This is a genomic window from Stenotrophomonas sp. YJH_SMC_79 (assembly GCF_059367995.1).
Map to the genome: position 1 here is coordinate 476,256 of NZ_JCAFRK010000002.1, position 22,990 is coordinate 499,245.

The following is a 22,990-nucleotide window of genomic DNA, read 5'->3' on the forward strand; positions in this document are numbered from 1 at the left end:
ATCCTCTGTGGTCAGCGGTTGCGGAAGCGGGTAAGCGCTTCCCATGCGGTACGGACGGCGCCGGCATCCGGGGCCTGTTGCGGCAGCGGGCGATAGTGCAGGTCAAGCGCCGTTGCATTGCCGAACTTGTCGAACACGTAGATGGCGTTGCCGTGCCGGACGGCACGTTGTGACCAGCTTTCCACCACCAGTGCGCGCTCGCCTGCGGGTTCGGCCAGCAGATCCTGGCCGGTGCTGAAGTCGCTCAGTGCGTTCTCGCAACCCAGGGCGTGCCGCATCAGGGTCGGCACCCAGTCCTCGTGCGAACTGATGCGTGCTTCGTGGCCGCTGCCCTGGCCGGGCCAGTGCAGCACGAACGGCACCTGGAGCTGGTAGTCGGAGAAGTTGCCGTTGTGGCCCCAGTAGTTCAGCTTCAGGTCGTTGAACTCCTCGGCGTGGTCGCCGGTGACCAGGACGATGGTGTTCTGGTCCAGGCCCTGCGCGCGCAGATCGTCCAGCAGGGTGCCGACGAGGCTGTCGGCGTAATGCACGGCGGTCCGGTAGCGGTTCAGTTCCGGGGCCGGGTCGTGGTCCGGGCCGAACTTGAGGAAGTCGATTTCCTGCGCCATCGGGGTCGCCAGCGGCGGGTAGCCTGCGGGCATGTGGTAGGGCGCATGGGTGGAATCGAGGAAGACGAAGCCGAACCACGGCGTGTGCGCTGCCTGGCTGGCACGGATGTCCTTCTGAAGCGAGGCCACGATGCTGCTGTCACGGCCTTCCGAACCCAGCTCGGAAGGTCCCTGGTGCAGCTGGTCGCGGACATCCGCAAATGCAGTGCGGTCGAATTCCGGGCTGTACATCGGCGCGCTGCCGTACAGGTGCAGGTCGTACCCCTGCTGGCCCAGCACCTTGAACAGCTGTGAGCCGCGCTGCTCGTCAAGCATGCTTTGCCAGTAGCCGCCCGGCAGGCCGTAGAGCAGGCCGAACAGGCCATAGCGGGTGGCGTTGCCTGTGCTGAAATGGCGGTCATAGACGCGAGCGGACGTCGCCAGTGCCGAGGTGTTCGGCATGATCTGCGGGGTAAGCGCATCGTGGCGCAGCGATTCCAGCACGACCATCAGTACGTTGGGCCGCTGCGGGCTCTGGCAGCGCAGCGGCTGCAGCGGATACAGTAGCTGCGCATGGCGCGGATCGGGCAGGCCGACCTGTTGTTCACTGACCACGCCCAGCCTGCGCATGAAGCTCTTGGCGGTGATCGGCTGGGCCCACGGCAGGTAGTTCCACTGGGCAATCACGTCACGGTCGCCGCGTGCGTCGTAGTAGGCGGTGGCCACCTGGCCGCTCGCCATCAGCAGGGCGGCCGCGGCCCAGGCCTGCAGCACCCTGCGCCGGCGGGGCGCGGCCGGCAGCAGCTTCCAGCACGCCCAGGCCAGGATGCCCTCGGCGGTGAAAATGGCCGCCACCAGCAGGCCGACCTGCACCCAGGTCTTCCACGACAACGCAACCTGGTCCTGCAAGGCGCCGCCGAACACCATGTTCACGACCATGGCATTGAGGTGGAAGCGGTACAGGGTGAACACCTTGGCATCGACCAGCAGCAGGCACAGCCACACGCCCTGCAGCAGTACGGCACTGATGCTCAGCGTGCGCGCGCTGCGCGGCCACAGGCCCAGCAGCAGTGGCAGCGCACCGGCCAGCGCGCCGAAGGCGAGCAGGTGCCCCGGCAGGGCAATCGCGAGATAGGCCAGGCCCTGGTGGCCGCCCGGGTTGTCGTGCAGCGGCACGTTGCCGAGGGTGATCACCGTCGCCAGCAGTGCATTGCCCAGGACGAACAGTGACCACCACGCAAGCCGGCGCCAGCGAAGGGCAGGGCCTGCGGGGGGGAGGGCGATGGCGGCTGGGGCGTCGGGCATGGTGCTTCGGGTCGGGAGGCGCGGTCGGGGCTTGCGCTACCAACGTGATGGATTCGTTAAATGTGCGCAGGTCGCGCATTGTATCGATTTGTTTCCGAGGATCGAGTAGCGTCCGCCGGGCGATCTGTCACAATGTTCAGGCGGGCCATGAATGCGCGGGCCCCCCAGACCCAATGACAAGCCAGGAATCGCTGTGAGCCAGATCCCCACCCTCGACATCACCCGTTTTGACAGCGACCGCGAGGCCTTCGTGGCCGAGCTGGGCGCGGCCTACCGCCAATGGGGATTCGCGGGCATCCGCAACCACGGCATTCCGCAGGCCGACATCGACGCGGCCTACGATGCCTTCAAGGCCTTCTTCGCCCTGCCGGACGAGGTCAAGCGCAAGTACCACGTCGCCGGCAGCGGTGGCGCCCGTGGCTACACCCCGTTCGGCGTGGAGACCGCCAAGGGCTCCAAGCACTTCGACCTGAAGGAGTTCTGGCACATCGGCCGCGAGATCGCCGATGACTCCAAGTACCGTGAGGTGATGGCGCCGAACCTGTGGCCGACCGAGGTCGAGGGTTTCCGTGAGCGGGGTTACGGCCTGTACCAGGCGCTGGACAACCTGGGTTCGCGCGTGCTGTCGGCCCTGGCCCTGCACATCGGTCTGCCGGAGACCTTCTTCGCCGACAAGACCAACTTCGGCAATTCGATCCTGCGCCCGATCCATTACCCGCCGATCACCACCGACGACATCCCGAACGTGCGTGCCGGCGCCCATGGCGACATCAACTTCATCACCCTGCTGGTCGGCGCCAGCGCCGCGGGCCTGGAAGTGCAGTCGCATGAGGGCGAGTGGGTGCCGTTCACTTCGGACGCGGACACCATCGTGGTCAACATCGGCGACATGCTGCAGCGCCTGACCAACCACGTGTATCCGTCCACCATCCACCGCGTGGTCAACCCCCCGGGCGAGCTGGCCCGCCAGCCGCGCTACTCGGTGCCGTTCTTCCTGCACCCGAACCCGGATTTCCTGATCGATGTGCTGCCGTCGTGCATCACCGCGGAGAACCCGAGCCGGTACCCGGAGCCGATCACCGCCCACGGCTTCCTCGAAGAGCGCCTGCGCGAGATCAAGCTGAAGTAATGAAGAAGCCGCCGAAAGGCGGCTTTTTCATTACGGGTAGCGCCGGGCCGTGCCCGGCGAGCGCAGCGGAGGGTGTTCGGCAGGGCTGCGCCCTGCACCCGCAGAGGCCAAAGCCAAAGCGGCTCTGGGTTTCTGCGGGTTGGGCGGGGCGGTGTGGGTGGGCAGGACACGCCGTAAACCCGTCCATGGGGGCTCGTAGGCGCCATCCATGGCGCCTGCGGTCCTGCCCACCCACACCGCCCCGCCTTCGACAGTTGGCCGGTGGCCAGTAGATCCACGCCATGCGTGGATGGAATCTGTCAGATCGACGTGGGGTAGGGGTCAGATCCCTTTTCCTGCGGAAAAGGGATCTGACCCCGGAACAGGCCGGGATGCTGCTTTTGCTTCTGCTCTTCTTTTTTCTTTCCGTGGCGGCCAGAACCGCCGCGATGTGTCAGAGGCCGGGCGGGTGGGTTGCGCAGGGGCGCAGGCGCCATGGATGGCGCCTAAGAGCTTACAGGGACGTACTTGCAGCGTCCCCTGCGCAGCCCACCCGCCCGGCCAATCCCACCAACCCAACCGGGCCTTCCGCGACAACCCAACCCCCGCCACGAGGGGCTGCGCCGTTGGCTGAAAATCCATGTAACCGCTTACACGGAAACGGATTTTTGCCGTAACGGGTATCATGACCGGCTGACTTCACACAGGAGCCACCCGCTCATGCGCCGCAAGATCGTCGCCGGAAACTGGAAGCTGCATGGCAGCCGTCAATTCGCCAATGAACTGCTGGGGCAGGTGGCCGCCGGGCTGCCGCTGGACGGGGTGGACGTGGTGATCCTGCCGCCGCTGCCGTACCTGGGCGAGCTGGTCGAGGACTTTGGTGACACCGGGCTGGTGTTCGGTGCCCAGGACGTCAGCAGCAACGAGAAGGGCGCCTACACCGGCGAGGTCTGTGCCGCCATGCTGCACGAGGTGGGTGCCCGCTATGGCCTGGTCGGCCACTCCGAGCGCCGCCAGTACCACCATGAAAGCAGCGAACTGGTCGCGCGCAAGTTCGCCGCGGCCCAGCACGCCGGCCTGGTGCCGGTGCTGTGCGTGGGTGAGACCCTGGAGCAGCGCGAAGCGGGGCAGACCGAGGCGGTCATCGCCAGCCAGCTGGCACCGGTGCTGGAACTGGTGGGTGCCGCCGGTTTCGCCCAGGCGGTGGTTGCCTATGAGCCGGTCTGGGCCATCGGTACCGGCCGTACCGCCACCAAGGAGCAGGCACAGCAGGTGCACGCGTTCATCCGTGGCGAAGTCGCGCGTATCGATGCTAGAATCGCTGATTCACTGCCCATTGTTTACGGCGGTAGCGTGAAGCCCGACAATGCCGGGGAACTGTTCGCGCAGCCGGATGTCGATGGTGGGCTGGTCGGCGGCGCCTCCCTGGTGGCCGCGGACTTCCTGGCCATCGCAAGGGCGGCGGCCGCGAACTAATCCTAGAAGTATTGTCCGAGGGCGGTTTCCAATGCTGATGTTGATCCTCAATGTCGTCTACGTGCTGGTCGCTGTGGCCATGATCGCGCTGATCCTGATGCAGCGTGGCTCGGGTGCGGCGGCGGGTTCGGGCTTTGGTGCCGGTGCCTCGGGTACGGTGTTCGGTGCGCGTGGCGCCTCGAACTTCCTGTCCAAGTCGACCAAGTGGCTGGCCGTCGTGTTCTTCGGCATCAGCCTCTTCATGGCCTGGTATGCCGGTCATGGCAGCCGTCCGGCGGCCGACCAGGACCTGGGCTTGATGTCCGCCCCGGCGGTGGCTGCTCCGGCGGCTCCGGCGGGCGAACTGCCGGCCGTTCCGAAGGCCGATACGGTCCCGGCAGCCCCGGTTCCGGCCGCGAATGTGCCGGCTCAGGCGGAATCTTCGGTTTCTGGTGAAGAAAAGCCTTCGGAAGGCTCCCAGAAACACTGAAGCCGGTTACAATACGCGGCGCATCGGAAAGATAGTCTGATGTGATCGTTTGCCCAGGTGGCGGAATTGGTAGACGCACTACCTTGAGGTGGTAGCGACTTAGGTCGTAGGGGTTCGAGTCCCCTCTTGGGCACCATTTGTAAGTAAAGCGGGTTCGCCTGGCGCGCAAGGCGCCAGGTAGATTCCCGTCCACTCCCCCATGCCAAAGCGCCTGCAGGCGCAGCGGCAGAGGCAAGAGAGAATCGCTGTGCTGGCCGAATATTTGCCGTCTCTGCTGTTTCTGATCGTTGCCACCGGTATCGGCATTACGCTGATGCTGGTTGGTCGATTCCTCGGTCCCCGCCGCCCCGATCTGGAAAAGCTGTCGCCGTACGAGTGCGGCTTCGAGGCCTTCGAAGACGCGCGCATGAAGTTCGACGTGCGCTACTACCTGATCGCGATCCAGTTCATCGTCTTCGACCTGGAAATCATCTTCATCGTGCCGTGGACCCAGGTCTTCATGGAGCTGGGCGCCCGTTCGCTCGTCACCATGGGCCTGTTCGTCGGCATGCTGTTCCTCGGTTTCATTTACGTCTGGAAGAAGGGAGCGCTGGAATGGGAGTGATTCAGACTCTCGATGGCCTCATGAACAACCCCACGCCGGAAGGCCGGGTTGATGACATCCTGCGGCCGGAAGGCGACAACCCGCTGCTGGAGAAGGGCTTCGTCACCACCAGCGTCGACGCACTGCTGAACTGGGCGCGCACCGGCTCGATGTGGCCGATGACCTTTGGCCTGGCCTGCTGCGCGGTCGAGATGATGCACGCCGGCGCCGCGCGCCTGGACCTTGACCGCTACGGCGTGGTGTTCCGCCCGTCGCCGCGCCAGTCCGACGTGATGATCGTGGCCGGTACCCTGGTCAACAAGATGGCCCCGGCGCTGCGCAAGGTCTACGACCAGATGCCGGACCCGAAGTGGGTCATCTCGATGGGTAGCTGCGCCAATGGTGGCGGTTATTACCACTACTCCTATTCTGTCGTGCGCGGCTGTGATCGCGTGGTGCCGGTGGACGTCTACGTCCCGGGTTGCCCGCCGACCGCCGAGGCGCTGGTGTACGGGATCCTGCAGCTGCAGAAGAAGATCTGGCGTACACAGACCATCGCCCGCTGACCCTTCCACACTACAAGAGCGCGCCAAGCCCCCATGGCAGAGCAAGCATCCTTCATCGACCGACTCTCCGCACGTTTCGCTGGTGCGAAGGTCATCGTGGTCGAACCCCGCGGCGAAGTGACGCTGGAGGTGCCTGCCGCCGAGTGGCATGCCACCGCGCTGGCGCTGCGTAACGAGTTTGGTTTCGAGCAGGCCGTGGATCTCTGCGGCGTCGACTACCTTGGCTATGGCTCCGACGAATGGGACACCGCCGACGTGTCCTCGCAGGGCTTCAGCCGTGGTGTCGAAGGCAAGGCCCAGGGCCGTTTCGCGTGGGGCGAGTTCCCCACCGAGGAAAACGGTGCCGACGGTGCCCGCCCGCAGCACATGCCGACCCAGCGCTTCGCCGTGGTCGCCCAGCTGCGTTCGTACCAGCACAACCTGATGATGCACCTGCGCTGCTTCGCCCCTGACGAAGCGCTGCCGGTGGTGTCCTCGCTGACCGGCATCTGGCCGGGCCTGAACTGGTTCGAGCGCGAAGCGTTCGACCTGTACGGCGTGATCTTCGAAGGCCACCCGGACCTGCGCCGGATCCTGACCGACTATGGTTTCGTCGGCCATCCGTTCCGCAAGGACTTCCCGCTGATCGGCAATGTCGAAGTCCGCTACGACGAAGAAAAGAAGCGCGTGATCTACGAACCGGTCACCTCGGTGGAGCCGCGTGTCGGCGTGCCGCGCGTGATCCGCGACGACGCCCGTCTGCAGACCGCAGAAGGTGAGCGCGCGCAGGAGGCAGTGAAGTGAGCCACGTACACCAGGCCGGCGAAGCATTCGCCAGCAACACCGCCGAAAGCCGGCAGGAAATCCGCAACTACACCATGAACTTCGGCCCGCAGCATCCGGCCGCGCACGGTGTGCTGCGCCTGATCCTGGAAATGGACGGCGAAACCATCATGCGCGCCGACCCGCACGTGGGTCTGCTGCATCGTGGTACCGAAAAGCTGGCCGAGTCCAAGCCGTTCAACCAGTCGATCGGTTACATGGATCGTCTGGACTACGTGTCGATGATGTGCAACGAGCACGCCTACGTGCGCGCGATCGAGACCCTGATGGGCATCGAGGCGCCGGAGCGCGCGCAGTACATCCGCACCATGTACGACGAAATCACCCGCATCCTCAACCACCTGATGTGGCTGGGCTCCAACGCGCTCGACCTGGGTGCGATGGCGGTGATGCTGTACGCCTTCCGCGAGCGCGAAGAGCTGATGGACTGCTACGAAGCGGTCTCCGGCGCGCGCATGCACGCGGCGTACTACCGTCCGGGCGGTGTCTACCGCGACCTGCCGGACCACATGCCGAAGTACAAGGAATCGCGCTGGCACAAGGGCAAGGCGCTGAAGCAGCTCAATGCTTCGCGCGAAGGCTCGCTGCTGGACTTCCTGGAGAACTTCACCGTCGAGTTCCCCAAGCGCATCGACGAATACGAAACCCTGCTGACCGACAACCGTATCTGGAAGCAGCGTACCGTCGGCATCGGCGTGGTCACTCCGGAGCTGGCCCACCAGTGGGGCATGACCGGCGTGATGCTGCGCGGCTCGGGCATCGCCTGGGACCTGCGCAAGAAGCGTCCGTACGCCAAGTACGATGCCGTCGATTTCGACATCCCGCTGGGCAAGGAAGGCGACTGCTACGACCGCTACCTGGTCCGCGTTGCCGAAATGCGCGAATCCAACCGCATCATCAAGCAGTGCGTGGCGTGGCTGAAGGCCAACCCGGGCCCGGTGATGGTGAAGAACTTCAAGGTCGCTCCGCCCAAGCGCGAGGACATGAAGGACGACATGGAAGCGCTGATCCACCACTTCAAGCTGTTCAGCGAAGGCTACTGCGTGCCGGCCGGCGAGACCTACTCGGCGGTGGAAGCCCCGAAGGGCGAATTCGGCTGCTACCTGGTCTCCGATGGCGCCAACAAGCCGTTCCGCGTGCACCTGCGTGCGCCGGGCTTCGCCCACCTGTCCTCGATCGATTCGATCGTGCGCGGCCACATGCTGGCCGACGTGGTGGCGATGATCGGTACCTACGACCTGGTGTTCGGCGAGGTTGACCGGTAATGCCGTCCGCCACGCCAACGCCCGCTGCAGGCAGCCGGCGCAAGCCGGCGCCGCAGTTTCTGGAATTTCACGTTATGCATTTCGCTGAGGTCGGCCGATGAAGGCGACAGGTAATTTCGAGGCGGCGCGCGACGTCGACCCGATGGTGGTGCTGAGCGACAAGACCCGCGCTCACATCGATCACTGGCTGTCCAAGTTCCCGCCGGACCGCAAGCGCTCTGCCGTGCTGCAGGGCCTGCATGCGGCCCAGGAGCAGAACGAGGGCTGGCTGACCGACGAGCTGATCGCCGGCGTGGCCAAGTACCTGGACCTGCCGCCGGTGTGGGCCTACGAGGTCGCCAGCTTCTACTCGATGTTCGAGACCGAGAAGGTGGGCCGCAACAACGTGGCCATCTGCACCAACATCAGCTGCTGGCTCAATGGCGCCGAGGACATCGTGCGCCATTGCGAGAAGAAGCTGGGCATCAAGCACGGTGAATCGACCCCGGACGGCCGCGTCTACCTCAAGCGCGAGGAAGAGTGCCTGGCCGGTTGCGGTGGCGCGCCGATGATGGTCATCAACGGTCACTACCATGAGCGTCTGACCCTGGAAAAGGTCGACGAGCTGCTGGACGGGCTGGAGTAAGGGCATGGCACATCACCACGAATCCAAGGGTCCGGTCGGCCCCGCGCCGCTGCCGCACCAGGTGGTCTATACCACCCTGCATTACGACACCCCGTGGTCGTACGAAAGCTACCTGAAGACCGGTGGCTACGCCGCCCTGCGCAAGATCCTCGAAGAGAAGATCCCGCCGGAGCAGGTCATCGAGATGGTCAAGGCCTCGGGCCTGCGCGGCCGCGGTGGCGCAGGCTTCCCGACCGGCCTGAAGTGGTCCTTCATGCCCAAGGGCAACATGCAGAAGTACATCCTCTGCAACTCGGACGAATCCGAGCCGGGCACCTGCAAGGATCGCGACATCCTGCGCTACAACCCGCATTCGGTGGTGGAAGGCATGGCGATCGCCTGCTACGCCACCGGTTCGACCGTGGGCTACAACTACCTGCGCGGTGAGTTCCACCACGAGCCGTTCGAGCACTTCGAGCAGGCCCTGGCTGACGCCTATGCGAACGGCTGGCTGGGCAAGAACGTGATGGGCTCGGGCGTGGACATCGACATCTACGGTGCGCTGGGCGCCGGCGCGTACATCTGCGGCGAAGAAACCGCGCTGATGGAATCGCTGGAGGGCAAGAAGGGCCAGCCGCGCTACAAGCCGCCGTTCCCGGCCAATTTCGGCCTGTACGGCAAGCCGTCGACGATCAACAACACCGAAACCTATGGCTCGGTGCCGGCGATCATCCGCAACGGTCCGGAGTGGTTCAAGGGCCTGAGCCTGACCGCCAACGGCGGCCCGAAGTGCTTCTCGGTGTCCGGCTGCGTGCAGAATGGCGGCAACTTCGAAGTGCCGCTCGGCACCAAATTCCACGACCTGCTGGAAATGGCCGGTGGCCTGCGTCCGGGCCGCACGCTGAAGGGCGCGATCCCGGGCGGCGTGTCGATGCCGGTGCTGACCGCGGCCGAGCTGAAGGACCTGCCGATGGACTACGACACCATCCGCGCACTGGGCTCCGGCCTGGGTTCGGGTGCGATCGTGGTGCTCGACGACAGCGTCTGCTGCGTGAAGTTCGCCTGCCGCATCAGCCAGTTCTTCCACAAGGAATCCTGCGGCCAGTGCACCCCGTGCCGTGAAGGCACCGGCTGGATGCACCGCGTGCTGGAGCGCATCGTCGCCGGCAAGGCCACGATGGAAGACCTGCACCAGCTGAAGGCGGTGGCCGGCCAGATCGAAGGCCACACCATCTGTGCGTTCGGCGAAGCGGCTGCATGGCCCATCCAGGGCTTCCTGCGCCAGTTCTGGGACGAGTTCGAGTACTACATCGTCAACGGTCATTCGATGGTTGACGGCAAGAAGGTGGAGGCAGCCGCCGCATGAGCGCGCAACCCGTAAATCCGAGCGTCCCACCCGATCACGTCACCATCGAGATCGATGGCAAGTCGCTGGTCGTGCCCAAGGGCTCGATGATCATCCAGGCCGCCGACAAGGCCGGCATCTCCATTCCGCGCTTCTGCTACCACGAGAAGCTGCCGATCGCCGCCAACTGCCGCATGTGCCTGGTGGACGTGGAGAAGTCGCCGAAGCCGGCGCCGGCCTGCGCCACCCCGGTGATGGACGGCATGAAGGTCGCCACCCGCAGCGAGAAGGCACTGAAGTTCCAGCGCTCGGTGATGGAGTTCCTGCTCATCAACCACCCGCTGGACTGCCCGATCTGCGATCAGGGCGGCGAGTGCGAGCTGCAGGACGTATCGCTGGGCTATGGCCGTTCGGTCAGCCGCTTCAACGAGCGCAAGCGCGTGGTGCCGGACGAGGACATGGGTCCGCTGGTCGCCACCGAGATGACCCGCTGCATCCAGTGCACCCGCTGCGTCCGCTTCACTGCTGACGTTGCCGGTACCTACGAGCTGGGTGGCATGTACCGCGGTGAGAACCTGCAGATCGGTACCTTCGACGGCAAGCCGCTGACCACCGAGCTGTCGGGCAACGTCGTCGACGTCTGCCCGGTCGGCGCGCTGACCAACAAGGTGTTCCAGTTCCGCGCCCGCCCGTGGGAACTGACCGCGCGCGAGTCGCTGGGTTACCACGACGCGATGGGTTCGAACCTGTTCCTGCACGTGCGTCGCGGCGAAGTGCTGCGCACCGTGCCGCGCGACAACGAAGCGGTGAACGAGTGCTGGCTGTCCGACCGTGACCGCTACTCGCACCAGGGCCTGTACAGCGAAGACCGTGCGGTCAAGCCGCTGCGCAAGGTCAATGGCGAGTGGAAGGAAGTGAGCTGGGCCGAAGGCCTGGCCGCGGCCGTCGAGATCCTCAAGGCCAACCAGGGCGACAACCTGGGCGTGCTGGTGCACCCGTCCACCTCGAACGAGGAGGGCGCGCTGCTGGCCCGCCTGGCCAAGGGCCTGGGCTCGAGCAACATCGACCACCGCATCAACAACCGCGATTTCTCCGACGCCGCAACCGCCGAAGTGTTCGGCCTGCCGCTGGCCGAGATCGAAGGCGCCGACCGCATCGTCGTTCTGGGCAGCAACATCCGCCACGAACTGCCGCTGCTGCACGCCCGCCTGCGCAAGGCGCAGACCACCAACGGTGCGAAGATCCACGTCGTCAACCCGGTGGACTTCGACTTTGCCTTCAGCATTGCTGGCAAGCAGATCGTCGCGCCGTCGAAGTTCGTCGACGCGCTGGCCAACGCCGAGCTGCGCTCGGCGGTGCAGGGCGGCAACAACACCGTGCTGATCGTCGGTGGCATCGCCGAGAACCACCCGCAGGCTGCCGCGATCCGCGCTGCCGCGCGTGAGTTCGCAGCCGCCACCGGCGCCAAGCTGTGCCGCATCCCGCAGGGCGCCAACGCCGTTGGCCTGACCCGCGCCGGCGTGCTGCCGGCCGGCAAGGACGTCGCCGCGATGCTGGCGCAGCCACGCCAGGCCTACGTGGTGTACGGCCTGGAGCCGGGCCTGGACTTCGCCGACGCTCCCGCCGCGCGCAAGGCGCTGGCCGGTGCCCAGGTGGTGGCCTTCAGCCAGTTCGCCTGCGTGTCCACCCGCGACGTTGCCGACGTCATCCTGCCGATCGGCGCGCTGCCGGAAATCGACGCCACCCTGACCAACCTCGATGGTCGCGAGCAGTCGGCCCGTGCCGGCGGCAAGCTGCCGGGCGAGGCCCGTGAGGGCTGGCGCGTGCTGCGCGCCCTGGGCGGCGAGCTGGCGGTTGCCGGTTTCGACTTCACCGACCTGGCCGGCCTGCGTGCCAGCCTGGCCCCGGTGTCGGTCACCGTTGCCGCTTCGGCGCAGCCGGTGGTTGCCGGCGAAGGCCTGGAAGTGGCTTCGACCGCCGCGATCTACCGCACCGATGCGGTGGTCCGCCGTGCGCCGGCGCTGCAGTCGCATCCGCTCAACAACGCCCCGCGCATCGTGCTGAACGCTGAAGATGCCGCTCGCCTGCAGCTGCAGGAAGGGCAGATGGCCAAGGTCGGCACCGATGCCGGCAAGGCCACCCTGCCGGTGGTGGTCGACGCCCGCGTCGCTGCGGGTTCGGTCTGGATTGAATCGGGCCACGGCGCGACCGCGCCGCTGGGTGCCGCTCGTGTATCGGTGGTGGCTGCATGAACGAATTGCTGTTGAACGCGGTCGACCCGCTGCACCAGTGGCTGCTTGGCCTCGGTGACATCGGCGCGCTGATCTGGATCATCCTGAAGATCCTGGTGATCACCGTGCCGGTGATCATCTCGGTGGCCTTCTACGTGGTCTGGGAACGCAAGCTGATCGGCTGGATGCACGTCCGTCACGGCCCGATGTACGTGGGCATGGGCATCTTCCAGGCCTTCGCCGACGTCTTCAAACTGCTGTTCAAGGAAGTGGTCCAGCCGAGCAGCGCCAACAAGGCGATCTACCTGCTGGCGCCGCTGATCACCCTGGCCCCGGCTTTCGCGGCCTGGTCGGTGGTGCCCTTCGATTCGCAGATCGTGCTGTCCAACGCCAACGCTGGCCTGCTGTACCTGTTGGCGATGACCTCGCTGGGCATCTACGGCATCATCCTGGCCGGTTGGGCGTCCAACTCGAAGTATGCGTTCCTGGGTGCGATGCGCGCCTCGGCGCAGATGATCAGCTACGAAATCGCCATGGGCTTCGCCTTGGTCGGCGTGATGATCGCCGCCGGCAGCCTGAACCTGAGCAACATCGTGATGGCGCAGGCTGGCAGCTCTGGCTTCTTCGACTGGTTCCTGCTGCCGCTGTTCCCGCTGTTCGTCATCTACTGGGTGTCGGGCGTGGCTGAAACCAACCGCGCGCCGTTCGACGTGGTGGAAGGCGAGTCGGAAATCGTTGCAGGCCACATGGTCGAATACTCCGGCGGCGCGTTCGCCCTGTTCTTCCTGGCCGAATACGCGAACATGATCCTGATCAGCTTCCTGATCTCGATCTTCTTCCTCGGTGGCTGGCTGAGCCCGGTCCAGGGCTGGGTCAACTTCGGCGATGTCTCGCCGCTGGTCGACTGGATCTGGAAGGGCGGTGCACCGTGGCTGTTCGTCAAGGTGTTCTTCTTCGCCAGTGCCTACATCTGGTTCCGTGCCAGCTTCCCGCGCTTCCGCTATGACCAGATCATGCGCCTGGGCTGGAAGGTCTTCATCCCGCTGGCCATTCTGTGGATCGCGGTTACCGCCGTCATGGTGTTCTTCGGCGTGATTCAAAAGGGCGTCTAAAGTGATGAACAGGATTACCCATTACTTCAAGAGCCTGCTGCTGCTCGAACTGCTGGCGGGCCTCTGGCTGACGCTGAAGTACAGCTTCAAGCCGAAGTACACGATGATGTACCCGATGGAGAAGTTCCCGCAGTCGCCGCGCTTCCGTGGCCTGCACGCGCTGCGTCGTTATCCCAACGGCGAAGAGCGCTGCATTGCCTGCAAGCTGTGCGAAGCGGTGTGCCCGGCCCTGGCCATCACCATCGACTCGGCCAAGCGCGAGGACGGCACCCGCCGCACCACCCGCTACGACATCGACCTGTTCAAGTGCATCTTCTGCGGCTTCTGCGAAGAAAGCTGCCCGGTGGACTCGATCGTCGAAACCCACATCCTCGAGTACCACTTCGAGAACCGTGGCGAAAACATCGTTACCAAGCCGCAGCTGCTGGCCCTTGGCGATCGTCTCGAAAACGAGATCGCCGAGCGTCGTGCCGCCGATGCCGCTTACCGCTGAGGTCGAGAGATGGATTGGGTAAATATCGCTTTCTGGGTGTTCGCCATCGCGGCAACGGTTTCGGCCGGTGCGGTGATCAGCGTGCGCAACCCGGTGCATGCAGTGCTGTGCCTGGTGCTGACCTTCTTCTCCATTGCCTGCGTGTGGCTGCTGGTGGGCGCCGAGTTCCTCGGCGTGGCGCTGGTGCTGGTCTACGTCGGCGCGGTGATGGTGCTGTTCCTGTTCGTGGTGATGATGCTGGACATCGACCCCACCAAGATGCGTGAGGGGTGGGTGCGCTACCTGCCGGTCGGTCTGATCGTGGCGGTGGCGATGCTGGTGCAGATGCTGATCCTGATCGGCGTGAAGGGCAGGGCGGTCACCCCGTTCCCGGCCGACAACGCCGCTGCGGTCGCTGCCGACAGCTCCAACGTCACCTGGCTGGCGCGCACGCTGTTCACCGAATACCTGCTGCCGTTCGAGTTCGCCGCCGTCATCCTGACCGTGGCCGTGGTCGCCGCCGTGATGCTGACCCTGCGTCGCCGTACCGGCGTGAAGAGCCAGAACCCGGGTGAGCAGACCATGGTCAAGGCCGACCAGCGCCTGCGCATGGTCAAGATGGGCGCCGAAGCACCGGTCGTGCACAGCAACAGCAAGCCGGCCACCGGCGAGGAGACCCAGCCGTGATTACCCTTGGCCACATGCTTGCGCTTGGCGCGGTGCTGTTCGCCATCAGCCTGGCCGGCATCTTCCTCAACCGGAAGAACGTCATTGTCCTGCTGATGTCGATCGAGCTGATGCTGCTGTCGGTGAACATCAATTTCGTCGGCTTCTCGCGTCAGCTGGGCGATCCGTCCGGCCAGCTGTTCGTGTTCTTCATCCTGACCGTCGCCGCCGCGGAAGCCGCCATCGGCCTGGCGATCCTTGTGACCCTGTTCCGTACCCGCCGCACGATCAATGTCGGCGAAGTCGATTCGCTGAAGGGCTGATCCACAGATGGAAATCACTCTCTCCAAGAGTCTGTTGATCGCAGTGGTGCTTGCACCGCTGTTCGGCAGCATCATCGCCGGCCTGTTCGGTCGCCAGGTCAAGCGCTTCGGCGCGCAGACCATCACCATCCTCGGCGTCGCGGTAGCCTGCGGCCTGTCGATGTACACGTTCTACCAGCTGATGTGGGGCGGCGCGCAGCCGTTCAACCAGAACATCTACACGTTCTTCGAGGTTGGCCAGTATTCGGCCCATGTCGGCTTCATGGTCGACAAGCTGACCGCGATGATGATGGTGGTGGTGACCTTCGTGTCGCTGCTGGTCCACATCTACACGATCGGCTACATGCAGGACGATCCGGGCTACCAGCGGTTCTTCAGCTACATCTCGCTGTTCACCTTCTCGATGCTCACCCTGGTGATGAGCAACAACTTCCTGCAGCTGTTCTTCGGCTGGGAAGCGGTGGGCCTGGTGTCGTACCTGCTGATCGGCTTCTGGTTCAAGCGCCCGACCGCGATCTTCGCCAACATGAAGGCGTTCCTGGTCAACCGCGTCGGTGACTTCGGCTTCCTGCTGGGCATCGCCGGCGTGCTGTGGGTGTTCGGCACCCTGGACTACTCGCAGGTGTTCTCGCAGGCCGGCATGCTGGCTGACCCGCGCGCCCAGCTGCAGATCTGGGACGGCACCATCCTGGGCATGCAGCTGCTGAACGAGCCGGTGATCTGGTCGATCGCCACCGTCATCTGCATCTGCCTGTTCATCGGCGCCATGGGCAAGTCGGCCCAGGTCCCGCTGCACGTGTGGCTGCCGGACTCGATGGAAGGCCCGACCCCGATCTCGGCACTGATCCACGCCGCGACGATGGTGACCGCCGGTATCTTCATGGTCACCCGCATGTCGCCGCTGTTCGAGCTGTCGCAGACCGCGCTGAACTTCGTGCTGTTCATCGGTGCCACCACCGCGTTCTTCACCGGCCTGATCGGCATCGTGCAGAACGACATCAAGCGCGTCGTCGCGTACTCCACGCTGTCGCAGCTGGGCTACATGACCGTCGCCCTGGGCGTGTCGGCCTACTCGGCCGCCGTGTTCCACCTGATGACCCACGCCTTCTTCAAGGCCCTGCTGTTCCTGGGCGCCGGTTCGGTCATCATCGCGATGCACCACGAGCAGGACATGCGCAAGATGGGCGGCCTGCGCAAGTACATGCCGATCACCTTCATCACCATGTGGATCGGCACGCTTGCCCTGGTCGGCACGCCGTTCTTCTCCGGCTTCTACTCGAAGGACACCATCATCGAGGCGGCCGAGATCCACGCCCACATGCAGAACAGCTGGGTGGCCACCTATGGCTACTGGGCGGTGCTGGGTGGCGTGCTGGTGACCAGCTTCTACAGCTTCCGCCTGCTGTTCATGACCTTCCATGGCAAGGAGCGCTTCCGTGACGCGCATGATGACCATGGCCACGGCCATGACGATCACCATGCCGCAGATGCGCACCATGCCGATGCCCACCACGGCGATGCCCATGATGACCACGGCCATGGCCACGGTCCGCATGAGCCGCACGAAACCCCGTGGGTGGTGACCCTGCCGCTGATCCTGCTGGCCATCCCGTCGATCGCCATCGGTTTCTTCAGCATCGGTCCGATGCTGCACGGCACCGACTGGGCCGGCCACCATGCGCACGAGGCGATCAAGGGCCAGGCACAGACGTTCTTTACCGGCATCGTCGACTTCTACGATCCGGCCAAGAACACCGTCGCGTTCCTGGGTGAAGAGTTCCATGGCCCGGTCGCGTTCGCGCTGCACGGCATGATGCTGCCGCCGTTCTGGCTCACCCTGGCGGGCTTCCTGCTGGCCGCGTTGTTCTACCTGTGGAAGCCGGACCTGTCGGGCAAGGCGCGCAAGACCTTCGCCCCGATCGTTTCGGTGCTGGAAAACAAGTACGGCTTCGACAAGCTGTGGATCGATGGCTTTGCCGGTGGCAGCGTCAAGCTGGGCAAGGTCTCGCGCTGGATCGACAGCAACATCGTCGACGGCGTGGTCAATCTCTCGGCACGTGTTGTGGACGTTGCAGCCGGCGTGCTGCGTCGTACCCAATCCGGTTTCCTCTATCACTACGCCTTCGCGATGATCATCGGCCTGATTGCCCTGCTGGGCGTGCTGATGCATTACCTGCGTTGATGACCTGTACGGAATAAGAAGACGTGTCGAACTGGCCTCTACTCAGTGTCCTCATCTGGCTGCCGATCATCGGTGGCGCCCTGATCCTTGCGATCCGTGATGCACAGACTGCCCGCTGGGCGTCGCTGGGCGTCGCGGTGCTCACCTTCGTTGCAAGCCTCTCGCTGCTGAGCGGCTACAATGCGGGCATCGACGGTCTGCAGTTCGTCGAGACCCATGCGTGGATCCCGGCGTACAAGATCGGCTACAACCTGGGCGTGGACGGCATTGCCGTGGCGCTGATCCTGCTGACCACCCTGGTCAGCGTGCTTGCCCTGATCGGTGCCTGGAGCGCCATCGACAAGCGCGTGAACCAGTACGTGGCCGCCTTCCTGATCCTGGAAGGCGTCACCGTCGGCATCTTTGCCGCGACGGACGCGATGCTGTTCTACGTGTTCTTCGAAGCCATGCTGATCCCGATGTTCCTGATCATCGGTGTCTGGGGCGGCCCGCGCCGCATCTACGCTGCGCTGAAGTTCTTCCTGTACACCTTCCTCGGCTCGGTGCTGATGCTGGTGGCGCTGATCTACCTGTACATGAAGGGCGGCAGCTTCCAGCTGGCCGACCTGTACGCGCTGCCGCTGTCGGCCAAGGAACAGACCTGGATCTTCTTCGCCTTCCTGATCGCCTTCGCGGTCAAGGTGCCGATGTTCCCGGTCCACACCTGGCTGCCGGACGCCCACGTGGAAGCGCCGACCGCCGGTTCGGTGATCCTGGCCGCCATCGCCCTGAAGATCGGTGGCTACGGCTTCCTGCGCTTCAACCTGCCGATCGTCCCGGACGCGTCGCAGGAATGGGCCTGGCTGGTGATCGCGCTGTCGCTGATCGCGGTGATCTACGTCGGCCTGGTCGCCCTGGTGCAGGACGACATGAAGAAGCTGATCGCCTATTCGTCGATCGCGCACATGGGCTTCGTCACCCTGGGCACCTTCATCGCCCTGTGGCTGGTGCGTGAAGCCGGCAACGCCGATGCGGCCCGCCTGGGCCTGCAGGGCGCCATGGTGCAGATGATCTCGCACGGCTTCGTGTCCGGTGCGATGTTCTCCTGCGTCGGCGTGCTGTACGACCGCATGCACAGCCGCCGCATCGCCGATTACGGCGGCGTGGTCAATGTGATGCCGTGGTTCGCCACCTTCGCCATGCTGTTCTTCATGGCCAATGCGGGCCTGCCGGGCACCAGCGGTTTCGTCGGCGAGTTCATGGTCATCCTGTCGGCCTTCCAGCGTAATCCGTGGATCGCACTGGGTGCGGCCACCACCCTGATCATCGGCGCCGCCTACACCCTGTGGCTGTACAAGCGCATCTTCTTCGGCGAAGTGGCCAACAGCCACGTGGCCGAACTGAAGGACATCAGCGGCCGCGAATGGCTGGTGCTGGGCGTGTTCGCCATCGGCGTGCTGGCCCTGGGCATCTACCCCAAGCCGCTGACCGACCTGATGGAGCCCTCGATCGCGAAGCTGGCGATGCAGATCGCATCCAGCAAGCTGCTGTAATTCCAGGATTTGATGATGACCACCTCGCCGCTGCTGCCATTGACCGCCGCTGACCTGCCACCGCTCGCTCCCGAGCTGGTGCTGATCGGCAGCGCCTTCGCCCTGATGATCCTCGACCTGTTCGTCAGCAACCGGAACAAGATCGTCACCCACCTGTTCTCGCTCGCTGCGCTGGCCGTGGTGCTGTTCATGCTGGCCACCGGCGTGGGCGGGCAGGGGGAGGTCTTCCATGGCATGTTCGTGCGCGATACCGCCGCGGACGTGATGAAGACCGGGATCGTGCTGCTCAGCGGCCTGACCCTGGTCTATGGCTGGCGCTACCTGCGTGACCGCAACCTGTTCCAGGGCGAGATCCCGGTGCTGATCCTGTTCGGCACCGCCGGCATGATGATCCTGGTTTCGGCCGGCAGCCTGCTGATGGTCTACCTGGGCCTGGAACTGCTGGCGCTGTGCTCCTACGCTCTGGTCGCCAGCAACCGCGAGAACGGCCTGGCCTCCGAGGCGGCGATGAAGTACATCGTGCTCGGCTCGCTGGCCTCGGGCCTGCTGCTGTACGGCATGTCGCTGATCTACGGCGCCACCGGCAGCCTGCATCTGGACGTCATCCGTGACGCCATCCCGCACTCGGAAGAGCGCGTGCTGCTGATCACCGGTGCGGTGTTCATGATCGCCGGCGTCGCCTTCAAGCTGGGTGCCGCGCCGTTCCACATGTGGCTGCCGGACGTGTACCAGGGTGCCCCGGCACCGATCGCACTGTTCATCAGCTCGGCGCCGAAGCTGGCCGCCTTCGGCATGGCCTACCGCCTGCTGGAAATGGGCGTGGGTCCGCTGTCGACCGAACTGCAGCTGCTGATTGCCGGCCTGGCCGCGGTCTCGCTGGTCATCGGCAACCTGATGGCCATCGCGCAGAGCAACCTCAAGCGCATGCTGGCGTTCTCCACCGTCTCGCACATCGGCTTCCTGCTGATGGGCATCGCCGGTGGTGGCGCGCAGGGCTATGCCGCTGCGCTGTTCTACGCACTGGCCTACGCCATCATGTCCACCGCCGCCTTCGGCGCGATCATCGCGCTGTCGCGTGCCGGCTTTGAAGCCGAGAACATCGAGGACTTCAAGGGCCTGAACGCCCGCAACCCGTGGATGGCCGGCCTGGTGCTGTGCATCATGGCGTCGCTGGCCGGCATCCCGCCGTTCCTGGGCTTCTGGACCAAGCTGGCGGTGCTGGGCGCAGCCGTCAATGGCGGCCTGCTGTGGCTGGCCATCCTCGGCGTGCTGTGCGCCGTGGTCGGCTGCTTCTACTACCTGCGCGTCATCAAGGTCATGTACTTCGATGAGCCGGTGGGCGAGGCCATGCCGCGCAGCAACGACCGCGTGCTGGGCGTGGTGCTGGGCGTGAATGCACTGGCGCTGCTGGCCCTGGGCCTGTCCTGGAACCCGATCATGCTGTGGTGCCAGAAGGCTTTTGCGCATCTTGCATAAAAGTTGACACAAAGCTGCGCGATTCGTGTAATATGCGCAGCCTGAGTTGTCACTGCAGCGGTTCAGCCAGAACATCGTTGCGGTAGCCCTCCTCGAAAGAGCAGGGCAGCAGTTCAAACACTTCCGGTGCGGGGTGGAGCAGTCTGGCAGCTCGTCGGGCTCATAACCCGAAGGTCGCAGGTTCAAATCCTGCCCCCGCTACCAACATCGAACCGGCGCCAACCGGGTTGATGAATGAGGGAAGGCTTGCATGTTTTGAAGCTATCACTCATAATTCCGCTTCTGATGCGGGGTGGAGCAGTCTGGCAGCTCGTCGGGCTCATAACCCGAAGGTCGCAGGTTCAAATCCTGCCCCCGCTACCAAGTAAAGAGATCGCCTTCGAAGTCCTGCTTCGAGGGCGTTTTTCTTTGGGATTTGTGTCGTTCCTGCGTGATCGGGGGCAGATCCCTTTTCGCGGGAAAAGGGATCGGACCCCTGGCCCCGCACCTTGCACCAGCGCGGTGCAGCCGCTATCATCAGCGGCCTAGCAGTACCCCTGAAGGCGGTCTCCCGGCGGGAGGCCGGACCCGGAAGGAGGGCCGCAACCGGCAGGCAATGCAGGTTGCAACCGGAATCCAGTCACCGGAGTCTTTCCGGAAAAGGGGCCCAGCGGGCCCTTTGTCGTTTCCGGGGCGTCATGTTTTCACGCCGGCCAAGGCCGGCACCCAACCAAGAGATCAAGGCAGGCTGTGAGCGACAAGGCAACCGACATCGCGAATCTGCTCGCCCCGACCGTTGTGTCGCTGGGCCTGGAGCTGCTGGGCGTTGAGTATCTGCCGGCCCCCGGCGGTGCGACCCTGCGCCTTTACATCGACGTGCCGCTGGCTGAACAGCCAGAGCGCATCATCAATGTCGACGACTGCGAGCGGGTCAGCCGCGAAGTGTCGGCGCAGCTGGACGTCGAAGACCCGATCAGCGGCAATTACACGCTGGAAGTGTCGTCGCCTGGCGTGGATCGCCCGCTGTTCAACCTGGAGCAGTTCGCTCGCCACCAGGGTGAATCGGCCAAGGTCACGCTGAAGCTGCCGCAGGACAACCGTCGTCGCCTGCAGGGCCGTATCGAGGCGACCGACGAGGTCGCAGGCACCATCACCTTCATCGTCGACAAGACCGAAGTGGTGGTGTCGGCCGACAACATCGACAAGGCACGGATCATGCCCGACTGGGTGGCGCTGGGGCTGGCCCCGAGCAAGCCGACCGGTCCGGCACCGAAGCGTCCGAAGCCGAACACGAATTCTTCTTCCAACGAGCCGGCGGCAAAGAAGCCGCGCGCGGAGTGAGCCAATGAGCAAGGAACTGTTGCTGGTAGTCGACGCGGTCGCCAACGAGAAGGGCGTGCCGCGTGAAGTGATCTTCGATGCCATCGAGGCCGCCCTGGCCTCGGCAGCGAAGAAGCGCTATCCCGACGAGGAAGTGCTGACCCGCGTGGTCATCGACCACAAGGATGGCAGCTACGAAACCTACCGCCGCTGGGAAGTGGTGGCCGATGACGTGGTCATGGAATCGCCGGACCGCCAGATCCGCCTGATGGACGCCGTCGATGAAGCCGAAGGCGTGGACGTCGGCGACTACATCGAAGAGCAGATCGAGAACCCGGACTTCGGCCGCATCGCTGCCCAGGCCGCCAAGCAGGTCATCGTCCAGCGCGTGCGCGAAGCCGAGCGCCAGCAGGTCGTGGATGCGTGGAAGGATCGCGTCGGCGAACTGATCACCGGTGTGGTCAAGCGCGCCGAGCGCGGCAACATCTATGTCGACCTCGGTGGCAATGCCGAAGGCTTCATCCCGAAGGACAAGGGCATCCCGCGCGACGTGCTGCGCGCCGGCGACCGCGTGCGCGGCTACCTGGCCGAAGTCCGTTCGGAACCGCGTGGCCCGCAGCTGTTCATCAGCCGTGCCGCTCCGGAATTCATGATCGAGCTGTTCAAGCTGGAAGTGCCGGAAGTCGGCCAGGGCCTGGTGGAAATCAAGGCCTGTGCCCGCGATCCGGGCGACCGCGCCAAGATCGCCGTGCTGGCCCACGACCAGCGCACCGATCCGATCGGCGCCTGCATCGGCATGCGCGGTTCGCGCGTGCAGGCCGTGTCCAACGAGCTCAATGGCGAGCGTGTGGACATCGTGCTGTGGAACGACAACCCGGCCAACTTCGTCATCAACGCGATGGCGCCGGCCGAAGTGCAGTCGATCATCGTCGATGAAGACAAGCACTCGATGGATCTGGCCGTCGCCGAAGACCGCCTGGCCCAGGCGATCGGCAAGGGCGGCCAGAACGTGCGCCTGGCCAGCCGCCTGACCGGCTGGCAGCTCAATGTGATGACCCAGGACCAGGTCACTGCCAAGTCGGAAGCCGAGCAGGCTTCGGCCCGTCAGCTGTTCATGGACAAGCTGGAAGTGGACGAAGAGATCGCCGGCATCCTGGTCAGCGAAGGCTTCGGCACCGTCGAGGAAATCGCTTATGTCCCGGTCGGCGAACTGCTGGCCGTGGAAGGTTTCGACGAAGACATCGTCGAAGAGCTGCGCGCTCGTGCCCGCGATGCGCTGCTCAATGAGGCCCTGGCAGTCGAGGAAGGCCTTGAAGACGGCCAGCCGGCGCAGGACCTGCTGTCCCTGAAGGGCATGGACGAAGCCACCGCATATGCGCTGGCCGGCCACGGCGTGCGTACCAGTGAGGACCTGTCCGACCTGGCCGCCGACGAGGTCATGGACTTCGGCATCGAAGGACTGGATCAGGCGCGCGCCGCTGCGCTGATCCTGGCCGCCCGTGCCGAAGAGATCGCCCGACTGGAACGCGGCGAATGAGCCGGCAATGAACAGGGCCCTGAGCCGCTC

20 protein-coding genes and 3 tRNA genes are annotated in these 22,990 nt (G+C 64.8%); 22 read left to right on the forward strand and 1 reads right to left on the reverse strand.

The genetic code is table 11. The features are described from left to right. Positions 1-11: 11 nt before the first annotated feature. The gene (locus tag AC5P57_RS08930) at positions 12-1,892 is read right to left on the reverse strand and encodes a DUF3413 domain-containing protein (RefSeq protein WP_262234777.1); all 1,881 of its coding nucleotides are present in this window, start codon (positions 1,890-1,892) and stop codon (positions 12-14) included. Between the two features lie 151 nt (positions 1,893-2,043). Here AC5P57_RS08930 and AC5P57_RS08935 point away from each other — a divergent pair, with 151 nt between their 5' ends. The 22 genes from AC5P57_RS08935 (at position 2,044) to nusA (ending at position 22,960) form a co-directional block, all read left to right on the forward strand. After that, a complete protein-coding gene (locus tag AC5P57_RS08935; protein ID WP_099554899.1) occupies positions 2,044-3,021 on the forward strand; it encodes an isopenicillin N synthase family dioxygenase in 978 nt (325 codons plus the stop codon). A gap of 699 nt (positions 3,022-3,720) precedes the next feature. Continuing rightward, complete coding sequence (gene tpiA, locus AC5P57_RS08940) at positions 3,721-4,476, forward strand: triose-phosphate isomerase (protein ID WP_099551937.1); 756 nt, start codon at positions 3,721-3,723, stop codon at positions 4,474-4,476. Between the two features lie 31 nt (positions 4,477-4,507). Further along, complete coding sequence (gene secG / locus AC5P57_RS08945; RefSeq protein WP_099551936.1) at positions 4,508-4,945, forward strand: preprotein translocase subunit SecG; 438 nt, start codon at positions 4,508-4,510, stop codon at positions 4,943-4,945. Positions 4,946-4,996: 51 nt separating this feature from the next. Continuing rightward, positions 4,997-5,081 (forward strand) — tRNA-Leu (locus AC5P57_RS08950). Between the two features lie 111 nt (positions 5,082-5,192). Further along, positions 5,193-5,549: an NADH-quinone oxidoreductase subunit A gene (locus AC5P57_RS08955; protein ID WP_005414075.1), complete on the forward strand. Its 357-nt coding sequence runs from the start codon at positions 5,193-5,195 to the stop codon at positions 5,547-5,549. Beyond that, positions 5,540-6,094 (forward strand): NuoB/complex I 20 kDa subunit family protein, encoded by a 555-nt coding sequence (locus AC5P57_RS08960; protein WP_005410463.1) that lies wholly within the window; start codon positions 5,540-5,542, stop codon positions 6,092-6,094. The genes AC5P57_RS08955 and AC5P57_RS08960 overlap by 10 nt, the downstream gene beginning before the upstream one ends. 33 nt (positions 6,095-6,127) lie before the next feature. Continuing rightward, positions 6,128-6,877 carry an NADH-quinone oxidoreductase subunit C gene (locus AC5P57_RS08965; RefSeq protein ID WP_262234780.1) on the forward strand — a complete coding sequence of 250 codons (750 nt, stop codon included), beginning with the start codon at positions 6,128-6,130 and terminating at the stop codon, positions 6,875-6,877. Beyond that, positions 6,874-8,181, forward strand: coding sequence for an NADH-quinone oxidoreductase subunit D (locus AC5P57_RS08970; RefSeq protein ID WP_099551934.1), 1,308 nt, complete (start codon positions 6,874-6,876; stop codon positions 8,179-8,181). Before AC5P57_RS08965 ends, AC5P57_RS08970 begins: the two co-directional genes overlap by 4 nt. A 97-nt stretch (positions 8,182-8,278) precedes the next feature. Further along, positions 8,279-8,806, forward strand: a complete 528-nt coding sequence (gene nuoE, locus AC5P57_RS08975) for an NADH-quinone oxidoreductase subunit NuoE (protein WP_006381132.1) — start codon at positions 8,279-8,281, stop codon at positions 8,804-8,806. A 4-nt stretch (positions 8,807-8,810) separates the two neighbouring features. Beyond that, positions 8,811-10,151, forward strand: coding sequence for an NADH-quinone oxidoreductase subunit NuoF (gene nuoF / locus AC5P57_RS08980; protein WP_005410459.1), 1,341 nt, complete (start codon positions 8,811-8,813; stop codon positions 10,149-10,151). Beyond that, the gene (gene nuoG / locus AC5P57_RS08985; RefSeq protein WP_262234782.1) at positions 10,148-12,382 is read left to right on the forward strand and encodes an NADH-quinone oxidoreductase subunit NuoG; all 2,235 of its coding nucleotides are present in this window, start codon (positions 10,148-10,150) and stop codon (positions 12,380-12,382) included. Before nuoF ends, nuoG begins: the two co-directional genes overlap by 4 nt. Then, a complete protein-coding gene (gene nuoH / locus AC5P57_RS08990; protein ID WP_005410457.1) occupies positions 12,379-13,473 on the forward strand; it encodes an NADH-quinone oxidoreductase subunit NuoH in 1,095 nt (364 codons plus the stop codon). Before nuoG ends, nuoH begins: the two co-directional genes overlap by 4 nt. A 4-nt stretch (positions 13,474-13,477) precedes the next feature. Next, a complete protein-coding gene (gene nuoI / locus AC5P57_RS08995; protein WP_005410456.1) occupies positions 13,478-13,966 on the forward strand; it encodes an NADH-quinone oxidoreductase subunit NuoI in 489 nt (162 codons plus the stop codon). Between the two features lie 9 nt (positions 13,967-13,975). After that, a complete protein-coding gene (locus AC5P57_RS09000; protein WP_099551932.1) occupies positions 13,976-14,632 on the forward strand; it encodes an NADH-quinone oxidoreductase subunit J in 657 nt (218 codons plus the stop codon). Further along, positions 14,629-14,934, forward strand: a complete 306-nt coding sequence (nuoK, locus tag AC5P57_RS09005; protein ID WP_005410454.1) for an NADH-quinone oxidoreductase subunit NuoK — start codon at positions 14,629-14,631, stop codon at positions 14,932-14,934. The genes AC5P57_RS09000 and nuoK overlap by 4 nt, the downstream gene beginning before the upstream one ends. Positions 14,935-14,941: 7 nt before the next feature. Next, the gene (nuoL, locus tag AC5P57_RS09010) at positions 14,942-17,116 is read left to right on the forward strand and encodes an NADH-quinone oxidoreductase subunit L (protein WP_099551931.1); all 2,175 of its coding nucleotides are present in this window, start codon (positions 14,942-14,944) and stop codon (positions 17,114-17,116) included. A 23-nt stretch (positions 17,117-17,139) separates the two neighbouring features. After that, positions 17,140-18,648 carry an NADH-quinone oxidoreductase subunit M gene (locus AC5P57_RS09015; RefSeq protein ID WP_262234784.1) on the forward strand — a complete coding sequence of 503 codons (1,509 nt, stop codon included), beginning with the start codon at positions 17,140-17,142 and terminating at the stop codon, positions 18,646-18,648. Between the two features lie 15 nt (positions 18,649-18,663). Continuing rightward, complete coding sequence (gene nuoN, locus AC5P57_RS09020) at positions 18,664-20,124, forward strand: NADH-quinone oxidoreductase subunit NuoN (protein ID WP_099551930.1); 1,461 nt, start codon at positions 18,664-18,666, stop codon at positions 20,122-20,124. Positions 20,125-20,251: 127 nt separating this feature from the next. Then, a tRNA-Met gene (locus AC5P57_RS09025) sits at positions 20,252-20,328 on the forward strand. 82 nt (positions 20,329-20,410) lie between these two features. Continuing rightward, positions 20,411-20,487 (forward strand) — tRNA-Met (locus AC5P57_RS09030). A gap of 366 nt (positions 20,488-20,853) precedes the next feature. Further along, on the forward strand, positions 20,854-21,444 hold the full coding sequence (gene rimP, locus AC5P57_RS09035) for a ribosome maturation factor RimP (RefSeq protein WP_100473464.1): 591 nt from the start codon (positions 20,854-20,856) through the stop codon (positions 21,442-21,444). A gap of 4 nt (positions 21,445-21,448) precedes the next feature. Continuing rightward, positions 21,449-22,960 carry a transcription termination factor NusA gene (gene nusA, locus AC5P57_RS09040; protein ID WP_006458580.1) on the forward strand — a complete coding sequence of 504 codons (1,512 nt, stop codon included), beginning with the start codon at positions 21,449-21,451 and terminating at the stop codon, positions 22,958-22,960. Positions 22,961-22,990: the final 30 nt, after the last annotated feature.

Excerpts from the sequence above, each read along its gene's own strand:
- AC5P57_RS08930 (WP_262234777.1), bottom strand. The coding sequence starts at position 1,892 with ATGCCCGACGCCCCAGCCGCCATCGCCCTCCCCCCCGCAGGCCCTGCC.
- AC5P57_RS08935 (WP_099554899.1), top strand. The coding sequence starts at position 2,044 with ATGCGCGGGCCCCCCAGACCCAATGACAAGCCAGGAATCGCTGTGAGC.
- tpiA (WP_099551937.1), top strand. The coding sequence starts at position 3,721 with ATGCGCCGCAAGATCGTCGCCGGAAACTGGAAGCTGCATGGCAGCCGT.
- secG (WP_099551936.1), top strand. The coding sequence starts at position 4,508 with ATGCTGATGTTGATCCTCAATGTCGTCTACGTGCTGGTCGCTGTGGCC.
- AC5P57_RS08960 (WP_005410463.1), top strand. The coding sequence starts at position 5,540 with ATGGGAGTGATTCAGACTCTCGATGGCCTCATGAACAACCCCACGCCG.
- AC5P57_RS08965 (WP_262234780.1), top strand. The coding sequence starts at position 6,128 with ATGGCAGAGCAAGCATCCTTCATCGACCGACTCTCCGCACGTTTCGCT.
- nuoE (WP_006381132.1), top strand. The coding sequence starts at position 8,279 with ATGAAGGCGACAGGTAATTTCGAGGCGGCGCGCGACGTCGACCCGATG.
- nuoF (WP_005410459.1), top strand. The coding sequence starts at position 8,811 with ATGGCACATCACCACGAATCCAAGGGTCCGGTCGGCCCCGCGCCGCTG.
- nuoG (WP_262234782.1), top strand. The coding sequence starts at position 10,148 with ATGAGCGCGCAACCCGTAAATCCGAGCGTCCCACCCGATCACGTCACC.
- nuoH (WP_005410457.1), top strand. The coding sequence starts at position 12,379 with ATGAACGAATTGCTGTTGAACGCGGTCGACCCGCTGCACCAGTGGCTG.
- nuoI (WP_005410456.1), top strand. The coding sequence starts at position 13,478 with ATGAACAGGATTACCCATTACTTCAAGAGCCTGCTGCTGCTCGAACTG.
- AC5P57_RS09000 (WP_099551932.1), top strand. The coding sequence starts at position 13,976 with ATGGATTGGGTAAATATCGCTTTCTGGGTGTTCGCCATCGCGGCAACG.
- nuoL (WP_099551931.1), top strand. The coding sequence starts at position 14,942 with ATGGAAATCACTCTCTCCAAGAGTCTGTTGATCGCAGTGGTGCTTGCA.
- nuoN (WP_099551930.1), top strand. The coding sequence starts at position 18,664 with ATGACCACCTCGCCGCTGCTGCCATTGACCGCCGCTGACCTGCCACCG.
- nusA (WP_006458580.1), top strand. The coding sequence starts at position 21,449 with ATGAGCAAGGAACTGTTGCTGGTAGTCGACGCGGTCGCCAACGAGAAG.